This window comes from Marinomonas algae, from assembly GCF_047525555.1.
Classification (GTDB): domain Bacteria; phylum Pseudomonadota; class Gammaproteobacteria; order Pseudomonadales; family Marinomonadaceae; genus Marinomonas.
Window position 1 is genome coordinate 22,337 of sequence record NZ_JBLIXK010000015.1, and the last position, 24,136, is coordinate 46,472.

21 protein-coding genes and 3 tRNA genes are annotated in these 24,136 nt (G+C 41.2%); 18 read left to right on the top strand and 6 right to left on the bottom strand.

Features of this window, described 5'->3' with window-relative positions:
* The first annotated feature begins 12 nt into the window (after positions 1-12).
* The 18 genes from ACMUMQ_RS15315 to ACMUMQ_RS15400 all read left to right on the top strand — a co-directional run bounded on the left by ACMUMQ_RS15315 (position 13) and on the right by ACMUMQ_RS15400 (position 18,502).
* Positions 13-88 (top strand) — tRNA-Glu (locus tag ACMUMQ_RS15315).
* 68 nt (positions 89-156) lie between these two features.
* A tRNA-Gly gene (locus tag ACMUMQ_RS15320) sits at positions 157-231 on the top strand.
* 18 nt (positions 232-249) lie between these two features.
* A tRNA-Glu gene (locus ACMUMQ_RS15325) sits at positions 250-325 on the top strand.
* Positions 326-395: 70 nt separating this feature from the next.
* Positions 396-1,196 carry an aminodeoxychorismate lyase gene (gene pabC, locus ACMUMQ_RS15330; protein ID WP_414682781.1) on the top strand — a complete coding sequence of 267 codons (801 nt, stop codon included), beginning with the start codon at positions 396-398 and terminating at the stop codon, positions 1,194-1,196.
* Between the two features lie 13 nt (positions 1,197-1,209).
* The gene (gene mltG / locus ACMUMQ_RS15335; protein WP_414682782.1) at positions 1,210-2,241 is read left to right on the top strand and encodes an endolytic transglycosylase MltG; all 1,032 of its coding nucleotides are present in this window, start codon (positions 1,210-1,212) and stop codon (positions 2,239-2,241) included.
* Positions 2,242-2,252: 11 nt separating this feature from the next.
* On the top strand, positions 2,253-2,894 hold the full coding sequence (gene tmk / locus ACMUMQ_RS15340) for a dTMP kinase (RefSeq protein WP_414682783.1): 642 nt from the start codon (positions 2,253-2,255) through the stop codon (positions 2,892-2,894).
* Positions 2,891-3,829 carry a DNA polymerase III subunit delta' gene (gene holB, locus ACMUMQ_RS15345; protein ID WP_414682784.1) on the top strand — a complete coding sequence of 313 codons (939 nt, stop codon included), beginning with the start codon at positions 2,891-2,893 and terminating at the stop codon, positions 3,827-3,829. Before tmk ends, holB begins: the two co-directional genes overlap by 4 nt.
* Before the next feature lie 7 nt (positions 3,830-3,836).
* On the top strand, positions 3,837-4,643 hold the full coding sequence (locus ACMUMQ_RS15350; protein ID WP_414682785.1) for a TatD family hydrolase: 807 nt from the start codon (positions 3,837-3,839) through the stop codon (positions 4,641-4,643).
* Positions 4,644-4,835: 192 nt separating this feature from the next.
* Positions 4,836-7,274, top strand: coding sequence for a Lon protease family protein (locus ACMUMQ_RS15355; protein ID WP_414682786.1), 2,439 nt, complete (start codon positions 4,836-4,838; stop codon positions 7,272-7,274).
* A gap of 567 nt (positions 7,275-7,841) precedes the next feature.
* Complete coding sequence (locus ACMUMQ_RS15360; protein ID WP_414682787.1) at positions 7,842-8,273, top strand: cytochrome b562; 432 nt, start codon at positions 7,842-7,844, stop codon at positions 8,271-8,273.
* A gap of 61 nt (positions 8,274-8,334) precedes the next feature.
* Complete coding sequence (locus ACMUMQ_RS15365; protein ID WP_414682788.1) at positions 8,335-8,700, top strand: hypothetical protein; 366 nt, start codon at positions 8,335-8,337, stop codon at positions 8,698-8,700.
* A gap of 108 nt (positions 8,701-8,808) precedes the next feature.
* On the top strand, positions 8,809-9,870 hold the full coding sequence (locus ACMUMQ_RS15370; protein ID WP_414682789.1) for an AraC family transcriptional regulator: 1,062 nt from the start codon (positions 8,809-8,811) through the stop codon (positions 9,868-9,870).
* A gap of 156 nt (positions 9,871-10,026) precedes the next feature.
* A complete protein-coding gene (locus ACMUMQ_RS15375) occupies positions 10,027-11,787 on the top strand; it encodes an acyl-CoA dehydrogenase family protein (protein ID WP_414682790.1) in 1,761 nt (586 codons plus the stop codon).
* Between the two features lie 50 nt (positions 11,788-11,837).
* On the top strand, positions 11,838-13,487 hold the full coding sequence (locus ACMUMQ_RS15380; protein ID WP_414682791.1) for an electron transfer flavoprotein-ubiquinone oxidoreductase: 1,650 nt from the start codon (positions 11,838-11,840) through the stop codon (positions 13,485-13,487).
* A gap of 180 nt (positions 13,488-13,667) precedes the next feature.
* The gene (locus ACMUMQ_RS15385) at positions 13,668-14,117 is read left to right on the top strand and encodes a YaiI/YqxD family protein (RefSeq protein WP_317004020.1); all 450 of its coding nucleotides are present in this window, start codon (positions 13,668-13,670) and stop codon (positions 14,115-14,117) included.
* A gap of 90 nt (positions 14,118-14,207) precedes the next feature.
* Positions 14,208-15,497, top strand: a complete 1,290-nt coding sequence (locus ACMUMQ_RS15390; protein WP_414682792.1) for an NAD(P)/FAD-dependent oxidoreductase — start codon at positions 14,208-14,210, stop codon at positions 15,495-15,497.
* Between the two features lie 213 nt (positions 15,498-15,710).
* A complete protein-coding gene (locus ACMUMQ_RS15395; protein WP_414682793.1) occupies positions 15,711-16,856 on the top strand; it encodes an MFS transporter in 1,146 nt (381 codons plus the stop codon).
* Positions 16,857-16,936: 80 nt separating this feature from the next.
* Positions 16,937-18,502 carry a sensor domain-containing diguanylate cyclase gene (locus tag ACMUMQ_RS15400; protein ID WP_414682794.1) on the top strand — a complete coding sequence of 522 codons (1,566 nt, stop codon included), beginning with the start codon at positions 16,937-16,939 and terminating at the stop codon, positions 18,500-18,502.
* A 195-nt stretch (positions 18,503-18,697) separates the two neighbouring features.
* Here the strand turns inward: ACMUMQ_RS15400 and yjjG are convergent, their stop codons facing one another.
* The 6 genes from yjjG to sppA form a co-directional block, all read right to left on the bottom strand.
* A complete protein-coding gene (gene yjjG / locus ACMUMQ_RS15405; protein ID WP_414682795.1) occupies positions 18,698-19,378 on the bottom strand; it encodes a pyrimidine 5'-nucleotidase in 681 nt (226 codons plus the stop codon).
* Positions 19,379-19,410: 32 nt separating this feature from the next.
* Positions 19,411-19,959, bottom strand: a complete 549-nt coding sequence (yjjX, locus tag ACMUMQ_RS15410) for an inosine/xanthosine triphosphatase (protein ID WP_414682796.1) — start codon at positions 19,957-19,959, stop codon at positions 19,411-19,413.
* 87 nt (positions 19,960-20,046) lie between these two features.
* On the bottom strand, positions 20,047-21,147 hold the full coding sequence (aroC, locus tag ACMUMQ_RS15415; protein WP_414682797.1) for a chorismate synthase: 1,101 nt from the start codon (positions 21,145-21,147) through the stop codon (positions 20,047-20,049).
* A 3-nt stretch (positions 21,148-21,150) separates the two neighbouring features.
* Positions 21,151-22,065 carry a 50S ribosomal protein L3 N(5)-glutamine methyltransferase gene (prmB, locus tag ACMUMQ_RS15420; protein WP_414682798.1) on the bottom strand — a complete coding sequence of 305 codons (915 nt, stop codon included), beginning with the start codon at positions 22,063-22,065 and terminating at the stop codon, positions 21,151-21,153.
* A 49-nt stretch (positions 22,066-22,114) separates the two neighbouring features.
* Positions 22,115-22,894: a GumC domain-containing protein gene (locus ACMUMQ_RS15425; RefSeq protein ID WP_414682799.1), complete on the bottom strand. Its 780-nt coding sequence runs from the start codon at positions 22,892-22,894 to the stop codon at positions 22,115-22,117.
* Positions 22,895-23,094: 200 nt separating this feature from the next.
* A complete protein-coding gene (sppA, locus tag ACMUMQ_RS15430) occupies positions 23,095-24,135 on the bottom strand; it encodes a signal peptide peptidase SppA (RefSeq protein ID WP_414682800.1) in 1,041 nt (346 codons plus the stop codon).
* Between the last annotated feature and the right edge of the window lies 1 nt (position 24,136).

Consider the following 24,136-nt stretch of genomic DNA (forward strand, 5'->3'; position numbering starts at 1 on the left):
AAACTGATTTGCGTCCCATTCGTCTAGAGGTCTAGGACACCGCCCTTTCACGGCGGTAACAGGGGTTCGAACCCCCTATGGGACGCCACTAATTTTGATGTTCTTTTTTGATAAAAGAGCAATGTGTTACCCGAATAGAGTAGGGCAACATGCAATGCGGGAATAGCTCAGTGGTAGAGCACAACCTTGCCAAGGTTGGGGTCGCGAGTTCGAGCCTCGTTTCCCGCTCCATTTCCGTATTTTGAATACGTCCCATTCGTCTAGAGGTCTAGGACACCGCCCTTTCACGGCGGTAACAGGGGTTCGAACCCCCTATGGGACGCCATCTTCTTTTTGTTTCAAGCATGTCTTTTTTTACGCTATCATAGCTAACCTGTTTTTTTGAGTTTTTAGCCATGATTTGGTTTGTCAATTACAAGTCTGATACCTCTCTTACGGTTACTGATCGTGGTTTAGCTTACGGTGATGGTGTTTTTGAAACCATTTCAGCAACGTCTAAATCTTTATTGCACATCGACGATCATCTATCTCGCCTTTATCGTGGTTTAACAAAGCTAGGAATGCCTTTCTCGGAAGATCAAAAGCAATATCTCTGCACTTTCTTGTACTCTAGTATTCTACCTTTGATCGAAAGTGACTCTGTTGTCAAAATTATGGTCACACGAGGTGAAGGGGGAAGAGGTTATTTACCTCCTGAGAATTGTCTTCATACTGTTATTATCGGTATCCTTCCTGCGCCAGACTATGAAACCCAGCGGCAAAAAGGCGTTAGCCTATCCGTTTCACCTGTTCCTGTAAGTGAGAATCGTTTTTTAGCCGGAATAAAGCATTTGAATCGCTTAGAAAATGTCATGGCAAAACAGTTTTTAATGAAAAGTGATTTTGAAGCCATCATGCTAAACAATAACGATGAAGTCGTTGAATGCATTCAGAGTAATATATTTTGGCTGAGTCAGGGTGTTCTGTACACGCCGTCGCTTGCGACATCCGGTGTTCAGGGTACTTTTCGCAAATATCTTATTGAAAACCAAGAGCAATATTTAATTCAAATTGGTCAATTTCCACTCTCTGATTTACTAAACGCCGATGAAGTGTTCATCACCAACAGTTTAATGGGCATTGTGCCTGTCACTTATATCGCGGGGAAATCTTTTCCAATTGGAATGGATACCCGAAAATTACAAACTTTAATGTAAGCTAAGGATGGGCATGAAGTTCATTAAATGGTTTTATCGTGTTGTCTTTCTTTTCGTCACCTTAGCTGCTGTCGCAGCGGGCTATTTTTATTCCTCTGTAACCACTCCTATTGGTGAAACATCCATAAAGTCGTTTGAAGTAAAGGCGGGGGATACTTTCTATCAATTAGGTTACAAATTGAATGCCAGCGAGTTGATTGAGTATCCTTTTTTAACTCGTATCGTCTCTAAATTGCATCCTGAGTGGACTCCAAAGGTTGGGCAATATGCTATTGAACCTGAAATGAACCTGCTTGATATTATGGCTCTGTTTGATTCTGGTAAGTCTATTTTCTATTCGATCACGCTTTTAGAAGGCAAAAACACTCAAGAATTTCTTGGTGCCATGGAAGCTAAAGGCAATATTAAAATGACGCTGCTTGGTTTATCAAATGAAGAGATTGCAGAAAAAGTCGGTTTAGACGTATCTCATCCAGAAGGACAGTTCTTTGCCAATACTTACCGTTATCATGAAGGTGATACGGATGTCAGCATATTGAAACACTCTCATGCTTTGTTGCGTTCAACACTCGATGAGTTATGGGAGCAAAAAGCAGAAAATTTACCTTATAAAAATGCTTATGAGGCTTTGATTATGGCTTCAATCATTGAAAAAGAAACAGGTGTGCCTGAAGAGCGGAGTTTGATTGCCCAAGTATTCATCAGCCGCTTGGAAAAAGGCATGCGCTTACAAACAGATCCAACGGTAATTTATGGCTTGGGAGATGCTTTTTCGGGCAATTTAACACGCAAAGGCTTACAGGACTCATCGCCTTATAATACATATCGCGTTTATGGTTTACCGCCAACGCCTATTGCCAATGTGGGTCGTGAAGCCATTGCAGCAGCCTTAAATCCTGAAGCCACTAAAGCTTTGTACTTTGTTGCTAAAGGAGACGGCACACATGCCTTTTCTAATACACTTCAAGAGCATAATCGTGCCGTTAGAAAATATCAGTTTAAGCGTCGTGAAGACTATCGTTCTACTCCAGAAGCAGTGAAATAGAGGTGTTAAAAATGAGAGGCAAATTTATTTCATTAGAAGGTGGGGAAGGCAGCGGTAAAACGACGGCTATCCAATACATTAAAGAATGGCTTGAAGCGCAAGACATTCCCTATTTAATGACTCGCGAACCTGGCGGTACGCCTTTGGCAGAAGATATTCGTCAGCTTATCTTAAGTCCACGAGAAGAAAGCGTGAATGACACGACTGAACTCTTATTGGTTTTTGCTGCAAGAGCCCAGCATTTGGCAGAAAAGATTTGCCCAGCTTTAGAAAAGGGCATTTGGGTCATCAGTGATCGTTTTTTAGATTCTAGCTATGTGTATCAAGGTAAAGCCCGTGGCGGTGATACAAGCGTACTGGACCAACTGTCTGAATGGGTGGTTGGGGAGAATAAACCTGATGCCACATTGTTGCTGGATATTTCTGTGGAGCAGGGACAAGAGCGAGTTCAGCAACGTAAGCACCAAGACCGCTTAGATAAAGAATCTGCAGATTTTCACCAAAAAGTTCGAGATGGCTTTTTAGAGCGTGCGGCAATTGAGCCAGAGCGAGTCAAAATTATTGATGCAAGCCTTCCTTTAGAAGCGGTACAGACGCAAATTGAAACCCAATTAGTTGCATTACAAACAATGTGGTCAGGTGAAAATAAATGACTGACTTGCCGCATTGGTTAAAACCTTGTTTACAGCAAGTGCAAGTGCTTAAAAAGTCCAAAACTCTGTCGCATGCTTTATTGGTTACAGGTGCTGATGGTGTAGGGCAAGAGCAGCTTGCGCAGGAGATTGTAAAAGATTTAATGTGTGAAAGTGATCAAGGTAGTGCTTGTGGTTATTGTCATTCTTGTCAGTTGATGGCGGCGGATACACACCCTGACTTTCGTATATTGGACGGTGAAGCTGGCAGCATCAAAGTAGATCAAGTTCGTCAGTTAGTCACTCAAATCAGCCAAAAACCTCAGGTTGGAAAGAGTAAAGTCATATTGATTACTCATGCCCAAGCCATGAATATCAACGCGGCGAATGCAGTATTAAAAGCATTGGAAGAGCCTTCTGCCGGTACTTACTTTATTTTGACTAGCTCTCACTCTACGAGCCTTTTACCGACTATTAGAAGCCGATGTTTACTGGTTAATGTGCCAACACCTAGTTTGACAGAAGTGAAGCAGTGGCTCATGTCTCAAGCGGATGGTGAAGAGGCCAGCAGGTTATTTTGGCTGACAACACAACCCTACAGGCTTTTGGCTATTCAACAGCAAGGAAAGGTGAAGCTTTATAGTAATTTGCTTGAACAGCTGCAAAACATGTTTGAAAACACCGCTTCAATTAATGATGTCCTAAAGGGGGTAGACAGTAAAAATTTTGAAGACTATTGCAATGGCTTGGCGGCAATTGTGCACCAATGCATTTGCCATTCGACAGGAATGAAGCTTGATGAATCCCTGTCTCAAATTTATTCGATACTGATAGCGAGACTTGGTATTCAAGGCTTAATGACGCGCTATCAAGCATTGCAAAAGTTGAAGTCAGACCTTCAAAAAACAAATTTGAACCCCATAATGCAACTTACACACGAATTAAATCAATGGTAGAACAACTATGCTAATCGACACCCACTGTCATCTTGATATGCTTGATTTGACACCTTATAACAACGACCTTAATGGCGCTATTGATGCTGCTTACGAGAAAGGCGTTAGACAATTATTAAGTATTTCTGTTGATTTAGAAAAAATGGATACCATCCTTGGCTTCACAAAACGCGATGGGGTTTATGCAAGCTGTGGTGTGCACCCTTTGCAAACAGAAGGTTTGATTACTGATGATTCGGTTCTAAGAAAATACGCTCAAGACAGGAAGGTGATTGCTATTGGGGAAACAGGTCTTGATTACTTCTATGAAACGTCTGAAGAGGCTCATGAAGCTCAAAAAGTCAGCTTCATGCATCATTTGAAGTTGGCAGGAGAATTAGATCTTCCTGTGATTGTTCACACGCGCAGCGCAAAACAGGATACATTGGATTTAATTAAGCAATATGGCAATCGTAATACTGCTGGGGTTCTGCATTGTTTCACTGAAGATTATGACATGGCCAAAGCAGCGTTAGATGAAAACTACCTTATTTCTATCTCTGGCATAGTGACCTTTAAAACCGCAGAAGACCTAAAAGAAACAGTCAGAAAACTCCCATTGGAATCACTTATTGTTGAAACCGATTCGCCTTATTTGGCTCCGGTTCCTTATCGTGGTAAGAAAAACGAGCCTAAGTACGTTTCAGAAGTGGCGCAATACGTCGCGGATTTAAAAGGAATCCGTTATGAAGCTTTGTTGGAAGCAACAGCAGAGAACTTCCAACGTGTTTTCAAAAGAGCGTTACCAGAGAATCAATTAAAAATTCACGCATAATTGGTGGGAACGCAACTAAATAGCTTAATCAATAATGTTTGAGGAATCGCATTTCCAGCGTAGGCGAAATGCGATAGGAGTGTTAGTCTCAACATATTGTATTTATTAAATAATATTGAAAGGAGAAAACCCTCCTTTCGCAGGCCGCTTTGTCTTGTCTATGGCTTGTCTAAAATAAAAGGAAACTTATTGATGTCGAACATGGTTACCTCTCTTCCATACCAAGCTCTTTCTGCCAAAGTCCCGAATGACCATTTGCCTTTTAAAACATTAAACGACATTGAACCGCTAAGCGGTATTTTAGGCCAAGAGCGCGCTGTAGAAGCAATACAGTTTGGTGTGGCGATGCAGCGCCCTGGTTATAACATTTTTGCTATGGGCGACTCAGGAACGGGTCGCTCTTCTTATGTGCTCAATTATTTAAAAAGTGAAGCAAAGCGTCGCCCAGCGCCTAATGAATGGGCTTACGTTAATAATTTTACGGAAAGCCACCGCCCTAAAGCCATTGAGTTTGCGCCTGGCCTGGCCAGTGTTTTTGAACAAGAAATTCGCACCTTGATTGATGGCTTAATGGCAACTTTTCCAGCCGCTTTTGAAAATGCTTCGTATCAGCAGCAAAAGAGTGTGATCGATAGAGCGTTCAATGATCAATACGAAGCGGCTATTAACAAGGTTGAGAGAATATCAGGGAAAATTGGTGTGGCCATGTTCCGTGATGCTTCCTCTGTTAGCTTTGCGCCAATGAAAGATGGCAAAGCACTGGAAGAGAACGAATTTGCCGCTTTAACAGATGAAGAGCGAGATGCTTTCCAAGAAGGTGTTTCGACGCTTGAAGGCTTGCTTAACGAAGAACTATTAGGTCTACCTCAGTGGAAACGTGCGACTTATGAGCAAATTCGTCAGCTCAATTTAGACACAGTCAAAGAAGCATTAGATCCGTTAACCTCTGGTTTATTTGGAAAATACAAAGACGATGCAGAAATCACTGCTTATCTTACAGAGCTTAGAGCGGATTTAGACAAAACGATCATTGACCAGATGGCTGATGATAAAGCGTCGGAAAATCGTGATGAAATTGGTCGTCGCCAGTTTTATGAAGATTTGTATTTACCGAATATCGCCATGCGCCATGAGACGGACGGCGGACAGCCTGTTGTTTATGAACCTCACCCAACTTATCGAAACCTCTTTGGCCAAGTAGAGCACAGCAGTGACCAAGGTATGCTGATTACCAGTTATCGCTTAATCCGATCTGGAAGTTTGCATGCAGCCAATGGCGGTTATTTGATTTTAGACGCTGAGAAGCTTCTAACAGATCATTATCTATGGGAAGCGCTAAAACGTGCGCTCAAGAGTAAAACATTAAAAATTGAACATCCATACGCTGATATGGGCTTAATGAATACCATGACATTGTCACCACAAGACTTGCCGTTACAAGTGAAAGTTGTCTTGATTGGTGCGCGCGATATTTATTATTTGTTGCAGGATGCGGATCCAGATTTTCAGGAGATGTTTCGTGTTCTAGTGGACTTTGACGATACATTAAAACGCTCTAAAGAATCTGAATTATCCTTTGCTCGCTTAATGAAAGACCGTGTTGATAAAGAAGAGTATGCCAATGTCACTCGAGACGGTGTTGCCGCTTTAATTGAATACAGTAGTCGTTTAGCTGAGCACCAAAGGGAAATGGCCGCAAAGATCGGAGATGTATTTGAGTTGCTAGGCGAAGCGGATTTTGTCCGTCAAATGGCCAAGGATACTGAAATCACTTCGACGCATATTAACCGTGCTCTGAAAGCCAAAAAACACCGAACTGGTCGAGTCAGTGAGAAAATCATTGAAGAAATCATCGAAGGAACGGTTCTGTTAGAAAGCGATGGTTATGCCGTTGGTAAAATCAATGGTTTAACCGTTATGCAGATTGGTGACAGCAGCTTTGGCGCGCCAGCTCGTATTTCAACAACGGTTTATCCAGGTGGCAAAGGCATTATAGATATCGAACGAGAGTCGAATCTAGGGCAAAACATTCACTCTAAAGGTGTTTTGATCTTGTCCGGTTATTTGGGGAATAAATATGCTCAGCGTTTTCCTTTAGATATTTCAGCTTCCATCGCGATGGAGCAAAGCTATGGTTACGTTGATGGTGATAGTGCTTCTACCGCTGAGCTTTGCTGCTTGCTTTCAGCATTGATACAAGTTCCATTACGCCAAGATCTTGCTATCACTGGTTCATTAAACCAATACGGTGAAGTCCAAGCGATTGGTGGTGTGAACGAAAAAATAGAAGGTTTCTTTAATGTGTGTAATGCACGAGGACTAACTGGAAATCAAGGCGTTATTATTCCTAAATCAAATGCCAACAATTTAATGTTAAACGATGAAATCATCGACGCCGTGAAAGCAGGGCAGTTTCATGTTTATGCGATTTCCACAGCGGATGAAGCATTGCATTTATTGACTGGTATTGAGCCTGGTGTGGCAAACGATGAGGGGGAGTACCCAGAAGGAAGCTTGTCTGCCAAAGTGATTGAGCGTTTAGAGGAAATTGCCAACTTAGGTGAAGAAGAGGAAGAATCTGAAGAAGACGATTCTGAATCAGAGGCAAAATCGAAACAATCTAAGAAATAAACATTACGTCTTAATTCGTTAGTTCAAATCCATCAAAGAACCAATGGCATCCATTAATGTTTGCCATTGGTTCTCTTGATTACTTGGGCTTCACAATCTGAGTTTACTAGTGAATAAACCGTGTAATACAAATCACTGGATTTCACGTATACATAACTCGCCACTTCCTTGCGTTTGCTTGGCAAATGCTTTTTCAGTATCAGTGCACTTCGAAACGTCTTACCACCGACATAGCTTTGAGCGCTTTTATCTGACGCCTGTTTTGCATCAAAGTCAGCGCATTCTGCGAATGCGAAGTTAGCAAATCCTAAGCATGTTACGAAAATTAAAATACATTTAGAACTTAAAATACTAAACTCCTGTGAACAACCATTGAATTATTTTATCCTAAGAAAGTCGAAGGATACATGAAACACAATAATCTTGATGGTGTCATAAAAAGTTTCATGCTGGAAAGTAGCTAATAACGACAGTATAAAGTGTATATTTTCTATATCGTGCTACTTTAGATAATATTTTTCCAGATAAATAAGCCATCTTATTTGTATTTTTTATATGGAGTGTTCTATGAATAAAGCTTTCTTTGCAGCAGCGACTTTGTCTCTGGCATTCTCATCAAGCGCTTTTGCTCATGGTGCATGTGGTCATACAGATTTACATGGCTATATGATTGGCATTAAAGATGAATTGAAACTCTTGTCTTCAGATGTGAAAGCGGGAAACAATGATGAAGCGGCAGGTAGAATCGATCATATTGTTGGGTACCTTGAAAAGTCTCATGATGTGATTCCGCATCAATTTAGCAGTGATCACCTTGAAGGTGCTGAGCTTGAAGAGAAGACGGCTGAATACAAAAAAGTGTTAGATGACACAATTGAAGTATTTAATAACTTGGAAGTGGCTTTGGCTTCTAATGATTCCGCGGAAGTTAGAAGGTTATTTGGCCGAATTGGCGAACAAAGAAACATAGGTCATCGGGCCTTTAAAGAAGATTGCTAACGCTGCTAGATGACCTAGCTTAAATTCACTGCTACAATGCGCGCGATAAAGAGAGGATAATATGGCTCGTGTTAAAAAATCGCGCAGTATGCGCGGAAAACTTGGTAAAACTGGCTCAAAAGAGATGATGAAGGAGCAGAATAAAGCTCGAAAAGCTTCTGCCACTCGTCGTTTCGCAACCAAAAAAGCGAAAGAACGCAAAGAGCAAGCTCATAAAAAGCTTGAAAGACTAGGCTTGCTTCCTGCAAAAGAAGAAGCGGCTCCAGCAGTTCGTCCACGCCGATTTGTTTTTGTAAAACCAGTGGATGAAAAAGAAGAGAAGGCAAAGAAAGAAGCTGAAGCAATGAAGCTGTCAAACGGCATCAACCCTGATACTGAAGAGTTGTCTGTTAATGAATTATTATCTGCTTTCAGTGAAGAAATCTAAGTAAATAATAGATTATCGAAAAGGCTGCATATGTATGTGGCCTTTTTTTATGTTAAAAAAGTACCTGTTATTAAAGATTAATCGATTACGTTATATAAGGTAGTGACTGTGAAAGCATCTGTTCCTATGTCGAGTGTTCGTTATCTGCTTAAGGCTGTTGAAGATCAAGGCTTAGATCGCCAAGCGGTGCTTGATAGCTTGGAAATAACACAAGATGAAATAGAGCAAAACGATTCATTTTCAGCCTATCGATATGGCATGCTTTATCAAAAAATCATGTGGCTAATGCAAGATGAGTCCTTTGGTATGCTAAGTGGCGGTAAGGTGCCAAACGGTACATTTAGAATGATGTGCCTTTGCATTATTCACGCTAAGAGCCTTTCCCATGCCTTATATCGTTGCAGTGACTTTTATGAAATCTGTCGAGGTCCAACCGTTAAGCCCGTATTGATCAAAAAAGGGCGATTTGCTCTGGTGACGTTTGCTCCGATTGATGCATCAGTGGGAGACGTAAACTCTTTAGTTACAGCAGAATCAAAAGAACAGATTCGAACCACGCTTTCTATGTGGCATCATTTTATCTGTTGGCTTATTGGTCGTCGCTTAAGTCTTAAGGCTGCCTACTTCACCAGTGAAAGACCAGACGATGTGGAATATTACAAAACCCTGTTTCAGTCAGAAGTGAAGTTTAACCAACATGCGAACGCGTTAGTTTTTCCTGCAAGTTATTTAGATATGCCCATTGTGCAAACCGAAGACAGCTTAAGGGGCTTTTTAAAAACAGCGCCTTATCAATTGATGGTCATGGTTGAAAATGACAACAGTCTTAAATCACAAGTGATGGCTATGTTAGGGAAAGACTTCTCAAGAGAAATGCCCAGTGCAGATGAAGTCGCCAGTGCTCTGAATATGAGCGTATCAACCTTACGTCGCCGCTTAAATGATGAGGATACGTCTTATCAGCACATTAAAGACGAATGCCGTAAAGAGGCTGCTATTACTTATATGAACGCGCCTAGACTCAGTATTAATGATATTGCTGCTTTAATGGGGTTTGATGAGCCAAGTGCATTTTTCCGTTCTTTTAAAAAGTGGACAGGGATGACACCAGGTGAATACCGTAAAAGCGAAGAGTATTTGAAGTTTGGCAAATCCATAAAGCAGTCATAGCTTTGAAGCGTTAACCCCTCACATTTTTAATCATCAATAATCAGGCCTTGAATGTTTTTGTCAGAAATATAGGCCTGAATTGTTATTGAGAGATACGCTATATTTTTTCATTCTATAGGTATACATCCGCTCGGATAATTAACCGGAGAATAAAAAATGAGCGAATACCTATATCCTACAAATGACATTTTATTTAGCTTGTCTTCAGTGGCTAACATTCAGCGACTCACCCCTTATTTAGAAGACGCGATTGATTCAGATCTTTTGGAGGCCATCTTAGGTGAAGCAGGAAAACTTGCTGAACAGGTAATTGCACCTATTAATCGTAGTGGAGACCAAGAAGGTTCACGCGTTGAGTCTGGAGAGGTCTACGAAGCTAAAGGTTTTAAAGAAGCCTTTAAAGCATATTCCGAAGGTGGTTGGATTGGTCTTTCTGGCGATCCTCAATATGGCGGACAAGGGCTTCCTTCTTGCGTTGCCACTGCAGTTAATGAAGGCGTCCAAGCGGCTAACCTTGCTTTCTCGCTTTGCCCTTTATTGAGCTTGGGGGCAATTGAAGCAATTAGCCTTCACGCTAACGATGAATTAAAAAATCAATACTTACCTAAAATGTTAGCAGGTGAATGGGCTGGAACCATGAACCTTACAGAGCCTGCTGCAGGTTCAGATCTTGCTGCTATCGCCAGTAAGGCGATTCCGGATGGTGATGTGTATCGCATAAAAGGTCAAAAGATATTCATCACTTGGGGTGATCATCAAATGAGCGACAATATCATTCATTTGGTTTTAGCGAGATTGCCTAATGCCCCTGAAGGCGTAAAAGGCATTTCTCTTTTTATTGTTCCTAAATTTATCTTAGATAATAACGGTGAACCTGCTCAACGAAATGACGTTCAAGTGGTTTCCGTTGAGCATAAAATGGGGATTCATGCGTCGCCAACTTGTGTTATGAGCTTCGGAGAAAAAGAGGGTGCTGTTGGTTACCTTGTTGGTCAAGAGAACGAAGGCATTAAAGCCATGTTTACCATGATGAACAATGCGCGCCAAGGTGTCGGTTTACAAGGTTTGGCGATTGCAGAGCGCGCTTATCAGCAAGCATTGTCTTATGCCAAAGAGCGCAAGCAAGGCATGAAAGCAGATAAATCAGGAAAAGCAGCGATCATTGAACATCCTGATGTTCTTCGTATGTTAATGACGATGAAGTCACAAATTGATGCGATGCGTTCATTAATTTATGTTGCTGCAGTTGAAAACGATTTGTCCCATTTTGCGACAGGTGAGCAGAAGCAAGATTCGATTGAAAGAACGGCTTTGTATACTCCAATCGTAAAAGGCTGGATTACTGAGCAAGCTCAAGAAATCACATCCTTAGCGATTCAGGTTCATGGTGGCATGGGATTTATTGAAGAAACAGGTGTTGCACAGCATGCTCGTGATGCTCGAATTCTGCCTATTTATGAAGGAACCAATGGTATACAGGCGATCGATCTGATTGGTAGAAAACTGTATTCAGATAAAGGTAAGGCCATGGCATCTTTACTTGAGGAAATAGAAGCAGAGTTAGAAGAGTCAACTAGTATTTATACAGATAAAGTCAAAGCGGTATTGCATCAAGCAAAGCGTGCCACTGAATATTGCTTATCCTCTATGCAAAAGAATCCAGTGTTAGGTACAGGCTTGGCTTACTCTTACATGATGTTAATGGGATATTTAATTGGTGCTTGGTTGCAACTACGAGCAGTACAGCTTAGTAAACAGGAAGGAAGCCAATTAGATGACACTCAGGAAAAGTCTTGGGAGCATTCTGTTTCATTTTACTGTGATCATATTTTACCTAGAGCTGGTGCATATTTTGATTCCATTGAGCGTGGTCAGTCATCTATAGACGACTTAGATGAAAACAGTTTCAACAGATAAATAGCACGACACATTATAAAAATAATAATGCCGTTTTTTTAGGAGGCAGTATGACAGACAGAGAAGTAATGGAATTTGATGTTGTGATCGTTGGTGGCGGCCCAGCAGGGTTGTCGGCAGCTTGTCGAATTATGCAAAGATCAAAAGCCGAAGAGAAAGAAATCAGTGTTTGTCTCGTTGAAAAAGGCTCAGAGATTGGAGCTCACATCTTATCTGGTGCTGTAGTTGATAAAAAAGCCCTTGCTGAGTTGTTCCCTGATTGGGAAGCAATGGGAGCGCCTTTGCATACAGCGGTTAATCTTGATGAGTTGCATTGGTTAAACTCAGAGTCTGACTCTAAGCAGTTAAGCAATTGGATGATTCCGAAAACATTACATAACGATGGAAATTACATAATTAGTCTTGGAAACCTTTCTCGTTGGTTAGCTGAACAGGCAGAAGAGTTAGGTGTTGAAGTCTTCCCCGGTTTTTCTGCGGCTCACCTCGCTTATGATGAAGAAGGCAATGTTGAAGGTATCATTACTGGTGATATGGGGCTTGCAGAAGACGGCTCACAAAAAGACGGCTTCATGCCGGGAATGCTTTTAAAAGCAAAATACACCATTTTTTCAGAAGGTTGCCGAGGTCATCTTGGCAAAGAGCTGATTGCTCGCTTTGAGTTGGATAAGAATAAAGCGCCACAGCATTATGGGCTTGGAATCAAAGAACTTTGGGATGTGCCTGAGTCTGAAAGCAAACCTGGCACTGTGATTCATACGGCTGGTTGGCCATTAGGCAAAGAAGCTGGCGGTGGTGGCTTTTTATATCATCTAGAAAATAACCAAGTGGTTGTTGGCTTGATTGTTGATTTGAACTACAAAAATCCACACCTCAGCCCGTATGACGAGTTTCAACGTTACAAGCATCATCCACTCATTTCAAAGCATTTAAAGGGCGCGAAGCGTGTCTCTTATGGCGCTCGTGCGATTGCCAAAGGTGGTTGGTCGTCTTTGCCTAAAATGAGTTTCCCTGGCGGTTTAATTATTGGTTGTGATGCGGGGACGTTAAACCCAGCAAAAATCAAGGGAACGCACACAGCCATGAAGAGCGGTATGTTAGCCGCAGAAACTGTTTTCGATGCCTTGCAAAAAGAAACGCCACCAGCAGAATTGGCTCATTTTGATGAAGTATTACGCAATTCTTGGTTAGGTGAAGAATTAGAACAAGCGCGTAACTTTGTTCCTGTAATGCATAAATTAGGGACATTCTGGGGCGGAGCCTACAACTGGCTAGACCAAAATCTTTTCTCTGGTCGCTTACCTTTCACCTTTAATGATATGGAACCTGATTATGCTTGTATGGAGTCGGCTGATACACATAAGGTGCCAGAGTATAAAAAGCCAGATGGCTTGCTAAGCTTTGATAAATTGTCTTCTGTGTTTTTATCCAATACAAACCATGAAGAAGATCAGCCTTGTCACTTGCAATTAAAAGATGCCAATATTCCCATTCAAAGTAACTTGATGAAATTTAATGAGCCTGCTCAACGGTATTGCCCAGCAGGGGTTTATGAGGTGGTTCAGTCGGAAGGTGAATCAATTTTTCAGATTAACTCTCAGAACTGCATTCACTGCAAAACCTGCGATATAAAAGATCCAGCGCAAAATATTACTTGGGTAACACCGGAAGGTTCTGGTGGGCCAAACTATCCAAATATGTAATAAAGGTGTTTGTTCTTGAATTTTAGCGATGCATTTCAGAAGCTAAAGATAGATAGGAATGACTCAAAATAGTATCTAAAGAAAACAGGTCACGAGCATGTGACCTGTTTGTTCACATTCATCACTGGATTTCAGAATTAGCCTGATTAATAATGATGCCCTACCAAAAAGGGGAACACTATGCGCTTATGGGTTGATGCTGACGCCTGTCCAAATGTGATAAAAACCATTCTTTTTCGCGCAGCCGAACGTACGCAAATTCAATGTATTCTTGTTGCTAACCAAGCGATTTCCATTCCGCCTTCTAAATGGATTGAACGTAGAGTTGTAAGCTCAGGGTTTGATGTGGCAGACGATTATATTGTCGATAATATTGATTCTACTGATTTGGTAGTTACTGCTGATATTCCTTTGGCTTCTGATGTCATAGAAAAGGGCGCTTTAGCCATTAACCCTCGTGGCGAGCTTTATACTAAAGAAAATATTAAGCAGCGTCTTGGAATGCGAGATTTCATGGAGCAGATGCGTTCGTCGGGCGTGCAAATGGGTGGGCCTTCATCTTTCAGTCAACAAGATCGAATGGCATTTGCCAATACATTAGATAAACTATTAGCACAAAGAATAAAGTAGGTTTTGGTTTTCCATTTTTGACGTAGATCTATCTGGAAAGTGTTCTATGAATATTTTCCAGATTATTCAACGTTTATTAGGTGAGTTCATATGAAAAAAATCGTAGTGGTAGGCGGCGGTGCAGGTGGCTTGGAGTTGGTAACCAAGCTAGGACATGCATACGGTAAAAAACGCCAAGCAGAAGTGGTGTTGATTGATAGAAGTCAAACACACATTTGGAAGCCATTATTGCATGAAGTAGCGACAGGCTCTTTAGACATCAATAACGACGGGCTCAACTACCGAGCTCATGCTGCTAAACATCATTATCAGTTTCAACTCGGTAATTTGATGGGAGTAGACCCAGAAGCAAGAACCTTAACACTGGATTCTTTGTCAGATGATATGGGGCATATTGTTTTACCTGAACGTACGATCAGTTATGACATTTTAATTATGGCAGTTGGCAGTGTCAGTAATGATTTTGGCACGTCAGGTGTGGTTGATCATTGCTATTTCTTAGACTCTCACAAACAAGCCGAGCGTTTTCAGCAAGCTTTGTTGAATCAGTTCTTGCGAGTTCATCAAGAAGGCTCTGACGCAAAATTGAAGCTTGCGATTGTTGGCGGTGGCGCAACCGGTGTGGAATTGTCAGCCGAACTTTTTCATGTGGCGGATATGTTAAAAGCCTATGGCATGCCAGAAATGTCAGGGAAACGCGTTCATGTTCAACTAATTGAGGCAGGTCCTCGTATTCTGCCTGCTTTGCCTGAGCGCATTGCTTTCTTGGCCACTAAAGAATTGAAACGATTGGGCGTAACTGTCAGCCAAGACACTCGAGTTGTACGAGCTTACGATGGTGGTTTTCAAACAGCTGATGAGAAAACGATTGATGCGGATTTAATGATTTGGGCCGCAGGTGTAAAAGCACCGGACTTTGTTGCCAATATAGAAGGTTTAGAGACAACGAGAACCAACCAAATACTTGTTAAAGGCACTCTGCAATCAACGACGTTTGACAATTTATATGTCATTGGTGATTGCTGTGCATGCAAACAAGCAGATGGTTCTTTTGTTCCACCTCGCGCGCAATCCGCTCACCAAATGGCGTCTTTGGTTTTTGATAACATCAAAGCTTCTTTCTTGAGTGAGCCTTTAAAAGAATACACTTACAAAGATTATGGCTCATTGGTTAACTTGAGCCGTTATAGCACGGTAGGAAACTTAATGGGGAATTTGATGGGAGGCTCTATGTTTATTGAAGGGCGTATTGCCCGTTTTGTTTATGTATCCTTGTATCGACTTCATCTAATCGCTATTCATGGTTGGTTTAAAGCAACGGTCATTATGGCAGCACAGAAGATAGGGAAAGTCGTTAAGCCGAAATTGAAATTGCATTAATCTTTTTGCTACTTCATTTAAAAGCTGAGATTTCTATTTCGGCTTTTTTTTGCTTTCTCGTTTTCATCTACTTTAGCGGCCTTTTAGAAGTAATTCATTCTCAACTGCTGTAATATACCGCCATCAAAAATTAGGTCGAAGTTTACTTGTACTTACTCGACTTAAAGCCTCAATACAAAATGCTTTTTCCTTTTTTATTATATCGGAGTAATTATGCTTGCTTATCAGTGGGGAGTATTCGCCATTGCCCTTGGTACTTTTGGTATCGGTACAACCGAGTTTATGCCAATGGGCTTACTTCCTGTTATTGCTGATGGTGTTGACGCATCGATTCCAACTGCAGGTTTATTAATCAGTGCTTATGCAATCGGTGTCATGTTTGGTGCGCCTTTAGTGACTTTGTTTTTAAGCAGGTACAGTCACAAAACGGCATTGCTGGCGCTTATGTCTGTTTTCGTATTGGGTAATGTTTTGTCTGCTTTAGCGATCAATTATGAAACGCTGCTGTTCTCAAGAGTCATTACCAGTCTTGCTCATGGTGCTTTTTTTGGTATTGGCGCGGTTGTTGCTATGAATTTAGCGCCATATCACAAAAAAGGCTCTGCAGTTGCATCTATCTTTTTGGGATTAACCATTGCCAACATTGTGGGCGTTCCTATTGCCACGTGGTTAGGTCAAACATTTGATTGGCGTGTGGCTTTTGCTGTCACAGCGGTTTTAGGTTTAGTTGCGATATTTGGTATTAGCCGCAGTTTGCCTGCCATGCCTCCAGCCGAAAAAGTGAATGTGAGAAGTGAGTTAAATGCCATTATGCAACCGGCTGCATTAAGAGCATTTGCGACAACAGTAATGTGTGCAAGCTCAATGTTCACTCTATATACCTACATCACACCCATTATGCAGACTTTGGCTCAGGCTTCAGATAATGCTGTTGCATCAATGTTAATGCTGACAGGAATCGGTTTCACATTGGGTAATTACATAAGCGGCAAAATTACGGATAAGTCCCCAGATATGGCTTTATTTGTTTTTCTTGGGCTACAAGTCCTTGTATTGCTGATGTTCCGTTTTTCGGCTACGTCGGTAATCGGAGCAGGGATTACCACTTTATTATGGGGAACGGTAATTTTTGGAAGTGGGCCGCCATTACAAATGCAAGTAATGAAGATAGCAGAAAAGGCACCAGGACTAGCCTCATCTATTAATATAGGTGCGTTTAACTTAGGTAATGCTGTTGGTGCTGCGGTAGGTGGCTTGGTCATTAGCATTGGTTTTAGCTATGAATGGCTGCCGATGTTCGCTGCTTTATTATCCTTTTTTGCTTTACTAATGGTTTTCATTAATAGGAAAGTTAGCTAAGGTCGAAAGCATTCTTTTTTCATCTACGTCATGGTTAAGTTAAACCATCATGATACATTTTAAGTTGTATAGGTATTCATGTGACTGCGTTAAAACGAAATTTCTTAAAGCTCAATAGGTTAATACTTTTTACAGCTCTAACCGCCACTGTAATTACCTTCATAAACAGCCTTTATTCGAATTATCAAGTTCAAAAAGAGCAACTCATTCAGCAGACTATGAATATAAATACGGCATATGCAAAAAAACTGTCTGATACTACAGAGCTTTTCATCAATTCTTCCCAACAACAGCTGACCTATATTGCCAATAGATCTGCAGCTTATATCACAAACAGTGAACGCCTTACTGAAAATGCGCATTTACTAAGAAATCAAACGGATACTTTTGACTCTGTTGTGATTGTAAACAATCAAGGGGTTGTACTTTCAGTTTCCCCAGAAACGCTAAACCTATTAGGGAAGCAACTGAAATCAGTACAAACATTAAAAACGTTACAGGCACAGGCCTCTTCGATCAGCGATCCTTTCGTGTCTCAATCTGATAATTTATTAGTCGTTTTGTCTGAGCCAATTTTTGACTCGGGGCAAAATTACTTAGGCTATGTAGCAGGAACTATTTACCTTAAGACAGATAATCTACTTAGCAAAATATTAGGTCAGCATTACTATCGAAATGGCTCTTATGTTTATGTTGTCGACTCAAATAAGAAATTTCTTTATCACCCAAATAAAGCATTAATTGGAACGTATGCTACGAGCTATCCAGAGATGGATGACATCTTAAATAGTGAAGAGGGTGGTTTGTTGCTTCAAAATTCTCAAGGGCAGACGATGCTAGCTGGGTATGCAAAAATCCCAAGCTCTGGCTGGACTATCATTACTCAAAGCCCCATTGAGTCAACATTACTCCCGCTTACAGGTATTATGAAAAAAGTACTGATGCGTACTTTGCCAATGGCTTTGGCTGTTTTTCTTTTCATTTGGGTATTTGCTAGAGCAATCTCAAGACCACTCCAACAATTGGCAGATAAAACAAAGCAACTTGATAGTCCATCAGCGGGTAGCGATATTGAAAAAATAAACTCTTGGTATGTTGAGAGTTTGAGCCTTAAAAAAGCCATTTTAAGTGGAATGAAATTACTTAATTCACAAATAGGTCAATTACAGCATGATGTAAAAACGGACCCATTAACTGGCGCAAGTAATCGCCGAGCATTTCAATTAAAGCTTGAGCAGCTTGCGATATTGGATACGCCATTTTCCATACTGGCTGTAGACATCGATTACTTTAAGAAAATTAACGACAATTATGGACATAAAGCGGGCGATGACGTTTTGAAAGAAATGGTTCAAATCATGAAGTCTGCTTGCAGAGATGGCGATATGGTTGCCAGAACTGGTGGCGAAGAATTTATATTGGTTCTAAAAGATTGCCCAATAAAAGATGCTTTTTCTTATGCGGAGCGTTTACGCATAACGATTGCCGATAAGGCATTTGAAGACATTGGGCATATCACAGTGTCGATTGGTGTGGGCTCTTGGACAACCGAATCAGCATCTATCGAAAAAACACTTTCATCGGCCGATGAAGCTCTGTACAAAGCAAAACGAGAAGGTCGCAACCGCTCAGTTATTGCAGAATAGTCTGTAAACATCTCATCATAGAACCAAGGGCGTCGTTATTTATTAAGATACCTTTGGTTAATTTATCCTAGATTTTAAATAGAAGTTTACCCATAAAGGGCTATTAGCTCTTACTATACTAATTCCGATAATAACATTTATCGGAAATTAAAAGGCAATATATTCAACTCTTGCTCGCCTAAGTTTCTTAACTGTTTATAGGCTTTTAAAATGCACCAACAAATCGCCTAAACAGCTTACTTCTAGATTTGGTTGGATTTTTTCATCCTGTTCTTTGTTATGAGTGTTCAACCAGCAAGTATCAAAGCCAAAGTTATTTCCCCCTAGGATGTCGGACTCTAATGTATCGCCAACCATGAGCACATTGGATTTAACTGGCAATCCCATTTTCTCATGAGCGTACTGGAAAATATCTCTATGAGGTTTGGCAACGCCGACTAATTCAGAAATAACCAACAATGAGAAATACGGTTTAAAATGGGTTCGTTCTAAGCGTATTTGCTGTAGCTTCGCAAAACCATTAGTGATAATCCCCATTTTAATGTTCTGACTGTCTAAGTATTGGACAAGTTCTAATGCGCCTTCTAGTGGTTGGCAGATCTCAGCCATAGAGTCCAAAAATTCATTATTGAGTGTGTTTGCACTCACGCCAAGCTTTTGACTCCAATGCTCAAAGCGTTGTGTTTGAAGCTGGTCGGCTGTGATTTCTTGATTTTGGTATTTCACCCACAATGGCTTATTTATGCTTTGGTAGCTTTCGAAATCGGCTTGAATGAATCTGATGTCGTACTTCAAAAACATGGCTTGTAGACCGGAGAAATTATCAAAATGAAATAATGTCTCGTCGGCGTCAAATAGAACCCATTGATACGGCATATTAATTATCTCTTTATCATGTGTTGAATCAGTTAAAAGTGTGTTGGGTGTAAGATAGGCGCTAAAGCCAGAATAAGAGCTTGGGTGTAAATACTCTCTCTTGTTGCGGCATTGTTCGTGAGTAAGCCAATGGCTCCCGTTTTTTGTCGAATATTTGAGGTATTAAATAATTCATCCATTATGGGACCCAACTCTTCACCACTTTGCAGGCGCTGGTAAATACTCTGTGGAAGAGGAAGGTTTGCGGAACGGCCTGTAAAGAGTTTACCGTTTGAGTCTACGATAGCCACATAAGCGAAGGTTGCCGCGCCCTCCTCAAATTTATCCACGCCACCTTCCATTGCCACAAAGAAAATACGATTAGATTCTATAGCGTGATTGCTATGGCAAAAGGTTGCACGATTCTGTGCGCCTAATCGTGTTTCCGCTTCAGTTAAAGGTTGCTCTGGCACACCGGATGGCGCAGCTTGGCCCGAGCACTCAATGATTGAGTCTTTAAAAACAGCACTGAACGCCTGTTTAGCCGCGTTTATTTTAACAGGGTTTTGTGAGCCAACAATAATATGGATGGTGTCCGTCATTATAAAAGCCTTTTTAAAAACGGTTTATTTAATGAATAAAAAAGCCGCATTCAAACAGATGCGGCTTTGTTTTCAAGCATGATATGTTTAATCAACTTGACCTTTAATAATAGGTGTTGAGCAAATGACATCTGCGTTTTGTGCTCTGTGTCTCATTAAGTGATCAATCAAGGTAATGGCCAACATTGCTTCAGCAATAGGCGTTGCGCGAATCCCAACACAAGGATCGTGGCGACCTTTTGTAACTACTTCGATTTGCTCGCCATTGCGATTAATGCTTTTACCAGGAATCGTAATGCTTGAGGTTGGCTTGAGAGCCATGTTCACAATAATATCTTGGCCTGATGAAATACCACCCAAAATGCCACCTGCATGGTTGCTTAAAAAGCCTTCTGGCGTCATTTCGTCACGGTGTTCACTGCCTTTTTGTTCAATGACATCAAAACCATCACCAATTTCGACACCTTTAACCGCATTGATGCTCATCATGGCTTTCGCAATATCCGCATCTAAACGATCGAAAACCGGTTCGCCCAATCCAGGCATGATGTTTTTTGCGATTACAGTGATTTTTGCACCAACGGAATCTTGTTGGCGACGCAAATTGGTCATGTATTCTTCTAAGGCCGGTACCGCATCTGGATCTGGGCTAAAGAAGCTATTGTTATAAACTTGGCTGAGGTCTTTCACTTCCAGTTTGATGGGACCAAGCTGAGACAGAAACCCTTGAATTTCAATACCAAATTGTTGTTTTAAATATTTCTTAGCAATAGCGCCCGCTGCAACTCGCATTGCGGTTTCTCTTGCTGAAGAACGGCCGCCGCCACGATAATCACGAAAGCCATACTTCTGGTCGTAAGTGTAATCGGCATGAGCTGGGCGGAAAGTATCTGCAATGTTGCCATAATCTTTTGAGCGCTGATCTGTGTTTTCAATTAACAGACCGATTGGTGTCCCTGTGGTTTTGCCTTCAAAAACACCAGAAAGAATTTTAACCTCGTCAGGCTCACGACGTTGAGTTGTGTGTTTGGACGTACCTGGCTTACGAAGGTCTAAGTCTTTTTGTAGATCCGCTTCTGAAATTTCAATGCCTGGAGGGCAACCGTCAATAATGGCTCCCAATGCTAGACCGTGACTTTCACCAAAGGTGGTAACTTTAAAAAGAGTTCCGAATGTATTGCCTGACATAAGTTATTTTTGCTCTTGTAATAGTTTGCTTAATTCTTCTTTTGTTAGAATGAAAACGCCATTTCCACCCTGCTCTAATTCTACCCACATAAACGGTGTATTCGGGTAGGCTTCTTGTAATGCGTTTTCTGTATTTCCCACTTCGTACACTAATATACCGTCATCTTGCAGATAATTCGCCACTTGAGATAAAAATTTATGAGCAAAATCCAGTCCGTCATGTCCAGATGTTAACGCCAATTCAGGTTCGTTATGAAACTCTTCTGGCGCACTGGCGTAATCATCTGCATCAACATACGGAGGATTACAAATAATTAAATCGTATTGCTTATCTGGCAAACCTGTAAACATGTCAGAATGAATCGCGCTCACTCTGTCTTCCACCTGATGACGCACTATATTGTCATTGGCAATAATCAAGGCTTGTTTACTTATGTCTGTAATATCCACTTGAGCATCATCAAAAGTTAATGCTGCTGCGATACCTAAACAGCCAGATCCAGTGCACATGTCTAGAATATTTAATGGGTAGTTTTTCAGCCATGGAGAGAACTCACTTTCTAATAACGCCATAATAGGAGAGCGAGGAATTAATGTGTCTTTGGTGACTTTAAATGGCAGTCCCATAAACCAGGCTTCGCCTAATATATAAGGCAATGGCTCTCGTTTTGTTATGCGAGTATGCACACATTTTAAGATGCGTTTTTTTTCATCAATAGTGAGTGCGCAATCTAGCATATCACGATCAAAGTCTAACGGTAGTTTTAGGGTTCCCATGACAAGCTGAACCGCTTCATCCCAGGCGTTGTCTGTACCGTGCCCGTAAAATAAGTCGGCATTCTGAAAACGGCTGAATGTCCACCGGATAAAGTCTTTGATTGTTGATAAATCACGAATAGCTGATTGATTTTTGCTCATGTTCTCTCTTAATAAGAATGCGCTAAATATAAAGGGCGCATTATAGCGACTATTTCTCTGTGCCTCTATCTTTGTGTTCCTCTGCTTGGCTTTGAAGAATCTGAACAGACGAGGATAAGCTTTTTAATGTGTTCGTGATTTGCGCCCAATTTCGCTCTTCCTGCTTATTGGATTGTTCTTTTAAGCAGGTGATCTCATTGAATGCTTGTTGCTTTTCTTCCAGTGCTTGGGTCAGTTTGTTGTCCAGTTTGGCTAGGTCTACTTCTCTTTGTGATAAGTTAAGTCGAAGCTCAGCGCTCTCCTCTCTTTCTTGTTCAAGTTGCTTTGTTAGTACTTGATTTTGAGCCACTAGAGTTTGGTTTTTTTGTTCGAGCAATAAAGCTTGCTGTTCAAGTTCAAGGGCTTTTCGTTCTGCACTAGCGTGCCGTTCTTCAATTTCTTCATATGCTTGCTGAAGCTCAACCAAGGCACTAGACAGCGATAAATAACCACCTTCTATGGCGTTTTGCTTTTGTGTTTGATGTATTTCAAGGTCTGCGACTTTTTCATCGAGAAGTATTCTAAAGCTCTTGGTTAAATTTCTTGAGAAGTTCTTAAAGGCTGGCAGTAGCACTTCATCTAAATCTTTAAACTCATGCTCTTGCTGTTCTTTGTATATGACTTCCCATTCAGCAATCGCCTTCATGAGAGTTGTATTGGAACAGCGTCGACCGTCTTTGGTTAAGAAGAAGTCTGCGATCCTTGGAATATTTGGGAAACTGTTTCTTTCAAGAAGCTCCCAGCATGCTTGGTGGATTTCTTCATTCGAAATGTTCGCTTTTCGGGCCATGGAATTGCCTAAATTTAATTAAAAATAAATGAGATAATTATTTTATCAAATATATCTTTTGATGAAAACTTACTGACGTTTGTGTCCCTCTGCTTGTCTTTTTCTCTAACAAATTAAACTGACAAACCTGGTACTAGGCTGTGGTTAGCAACAGACAATAAAAAAGCTCCCGAAGGAGCTTTTTTTATTGCAGCTAGAATTTATTGAATGCTGCTTGTGTTGATTATTTTGGTTGCCATTTCAACGCCCAATTCTTTCGCAAGCTCTTTCCAAGATTCTTGCTTAGGCGCATATACAACAGGTTTGGCATTTGGAAAGCGCTGCTTCAATAAATTCTGCACACTTGCTAAACCATCAATAAGACCGATTTTGACCGCTTGCTGGCCGGTAAACACCATTCCACTAAACACATCGTCTGTGATGGTTAATCTATCACCGCGACCTTCTTTGACCGCATCAATGAACTGTTGATGAGTTTCATCTAACACGGCTTGCCATTTATCCTTTGCTTCCTCTGTCATTGGTACAAAAGGATCAAGGAAGGCTTTGTTTCTGCCTGCGGTAAAAGTACGACGTTCAACGCCTATTTTTTCAAGCAAGCCACTCGCATCAAAACCAGAAGAAATTACCCCAATAGAACCCACAAGGCTGGCTTTATTTGCATAGATTTCAGTGGCGGCCGCCGCAATGTAATAACCTCCTGACGCTGCCATATCTTCAACAACGACAATGATAGGCGTGTCCGGATAGTTTTCCTTTTTCTCTTGAATAGCATCATAAATAATGCCGGAATGTACCGGACTGCCACCAGGACTGTTCATCTCAATAACCACGGCTGTTAATCGTGGGTTACGATAAGCACTATCAATCAAGCCTACAAATTCATACGATTCTATATCCGAATCCGCTCCGATCACACCGCGCATCGGAATAACAGCAACAACATCTCCTTCAAATCCCACTTCCGGTAGGTTAGACCGCATAATCCACGTGGATATCACCGTGATCGTAATGGCCAAAGCGAATAATCGAAAAAATATTTTCCAACGTCTCGCTCTACGCTTTTCAACAATGTTTTCGCTTAAGGTTTTTTCAAGTAGAGACCAAATTTCTTTATTTGGATCGGTCTGGCTTTCAGTGGCCTCTACCGTTTCTTTAGGTTTTTCAGCTTCTTTTTTTTGAGCGCTATCTATATCTTGCTCGTGAATTTTTTTTTGATCTTCGTCTTCCGTCCAAGCCATT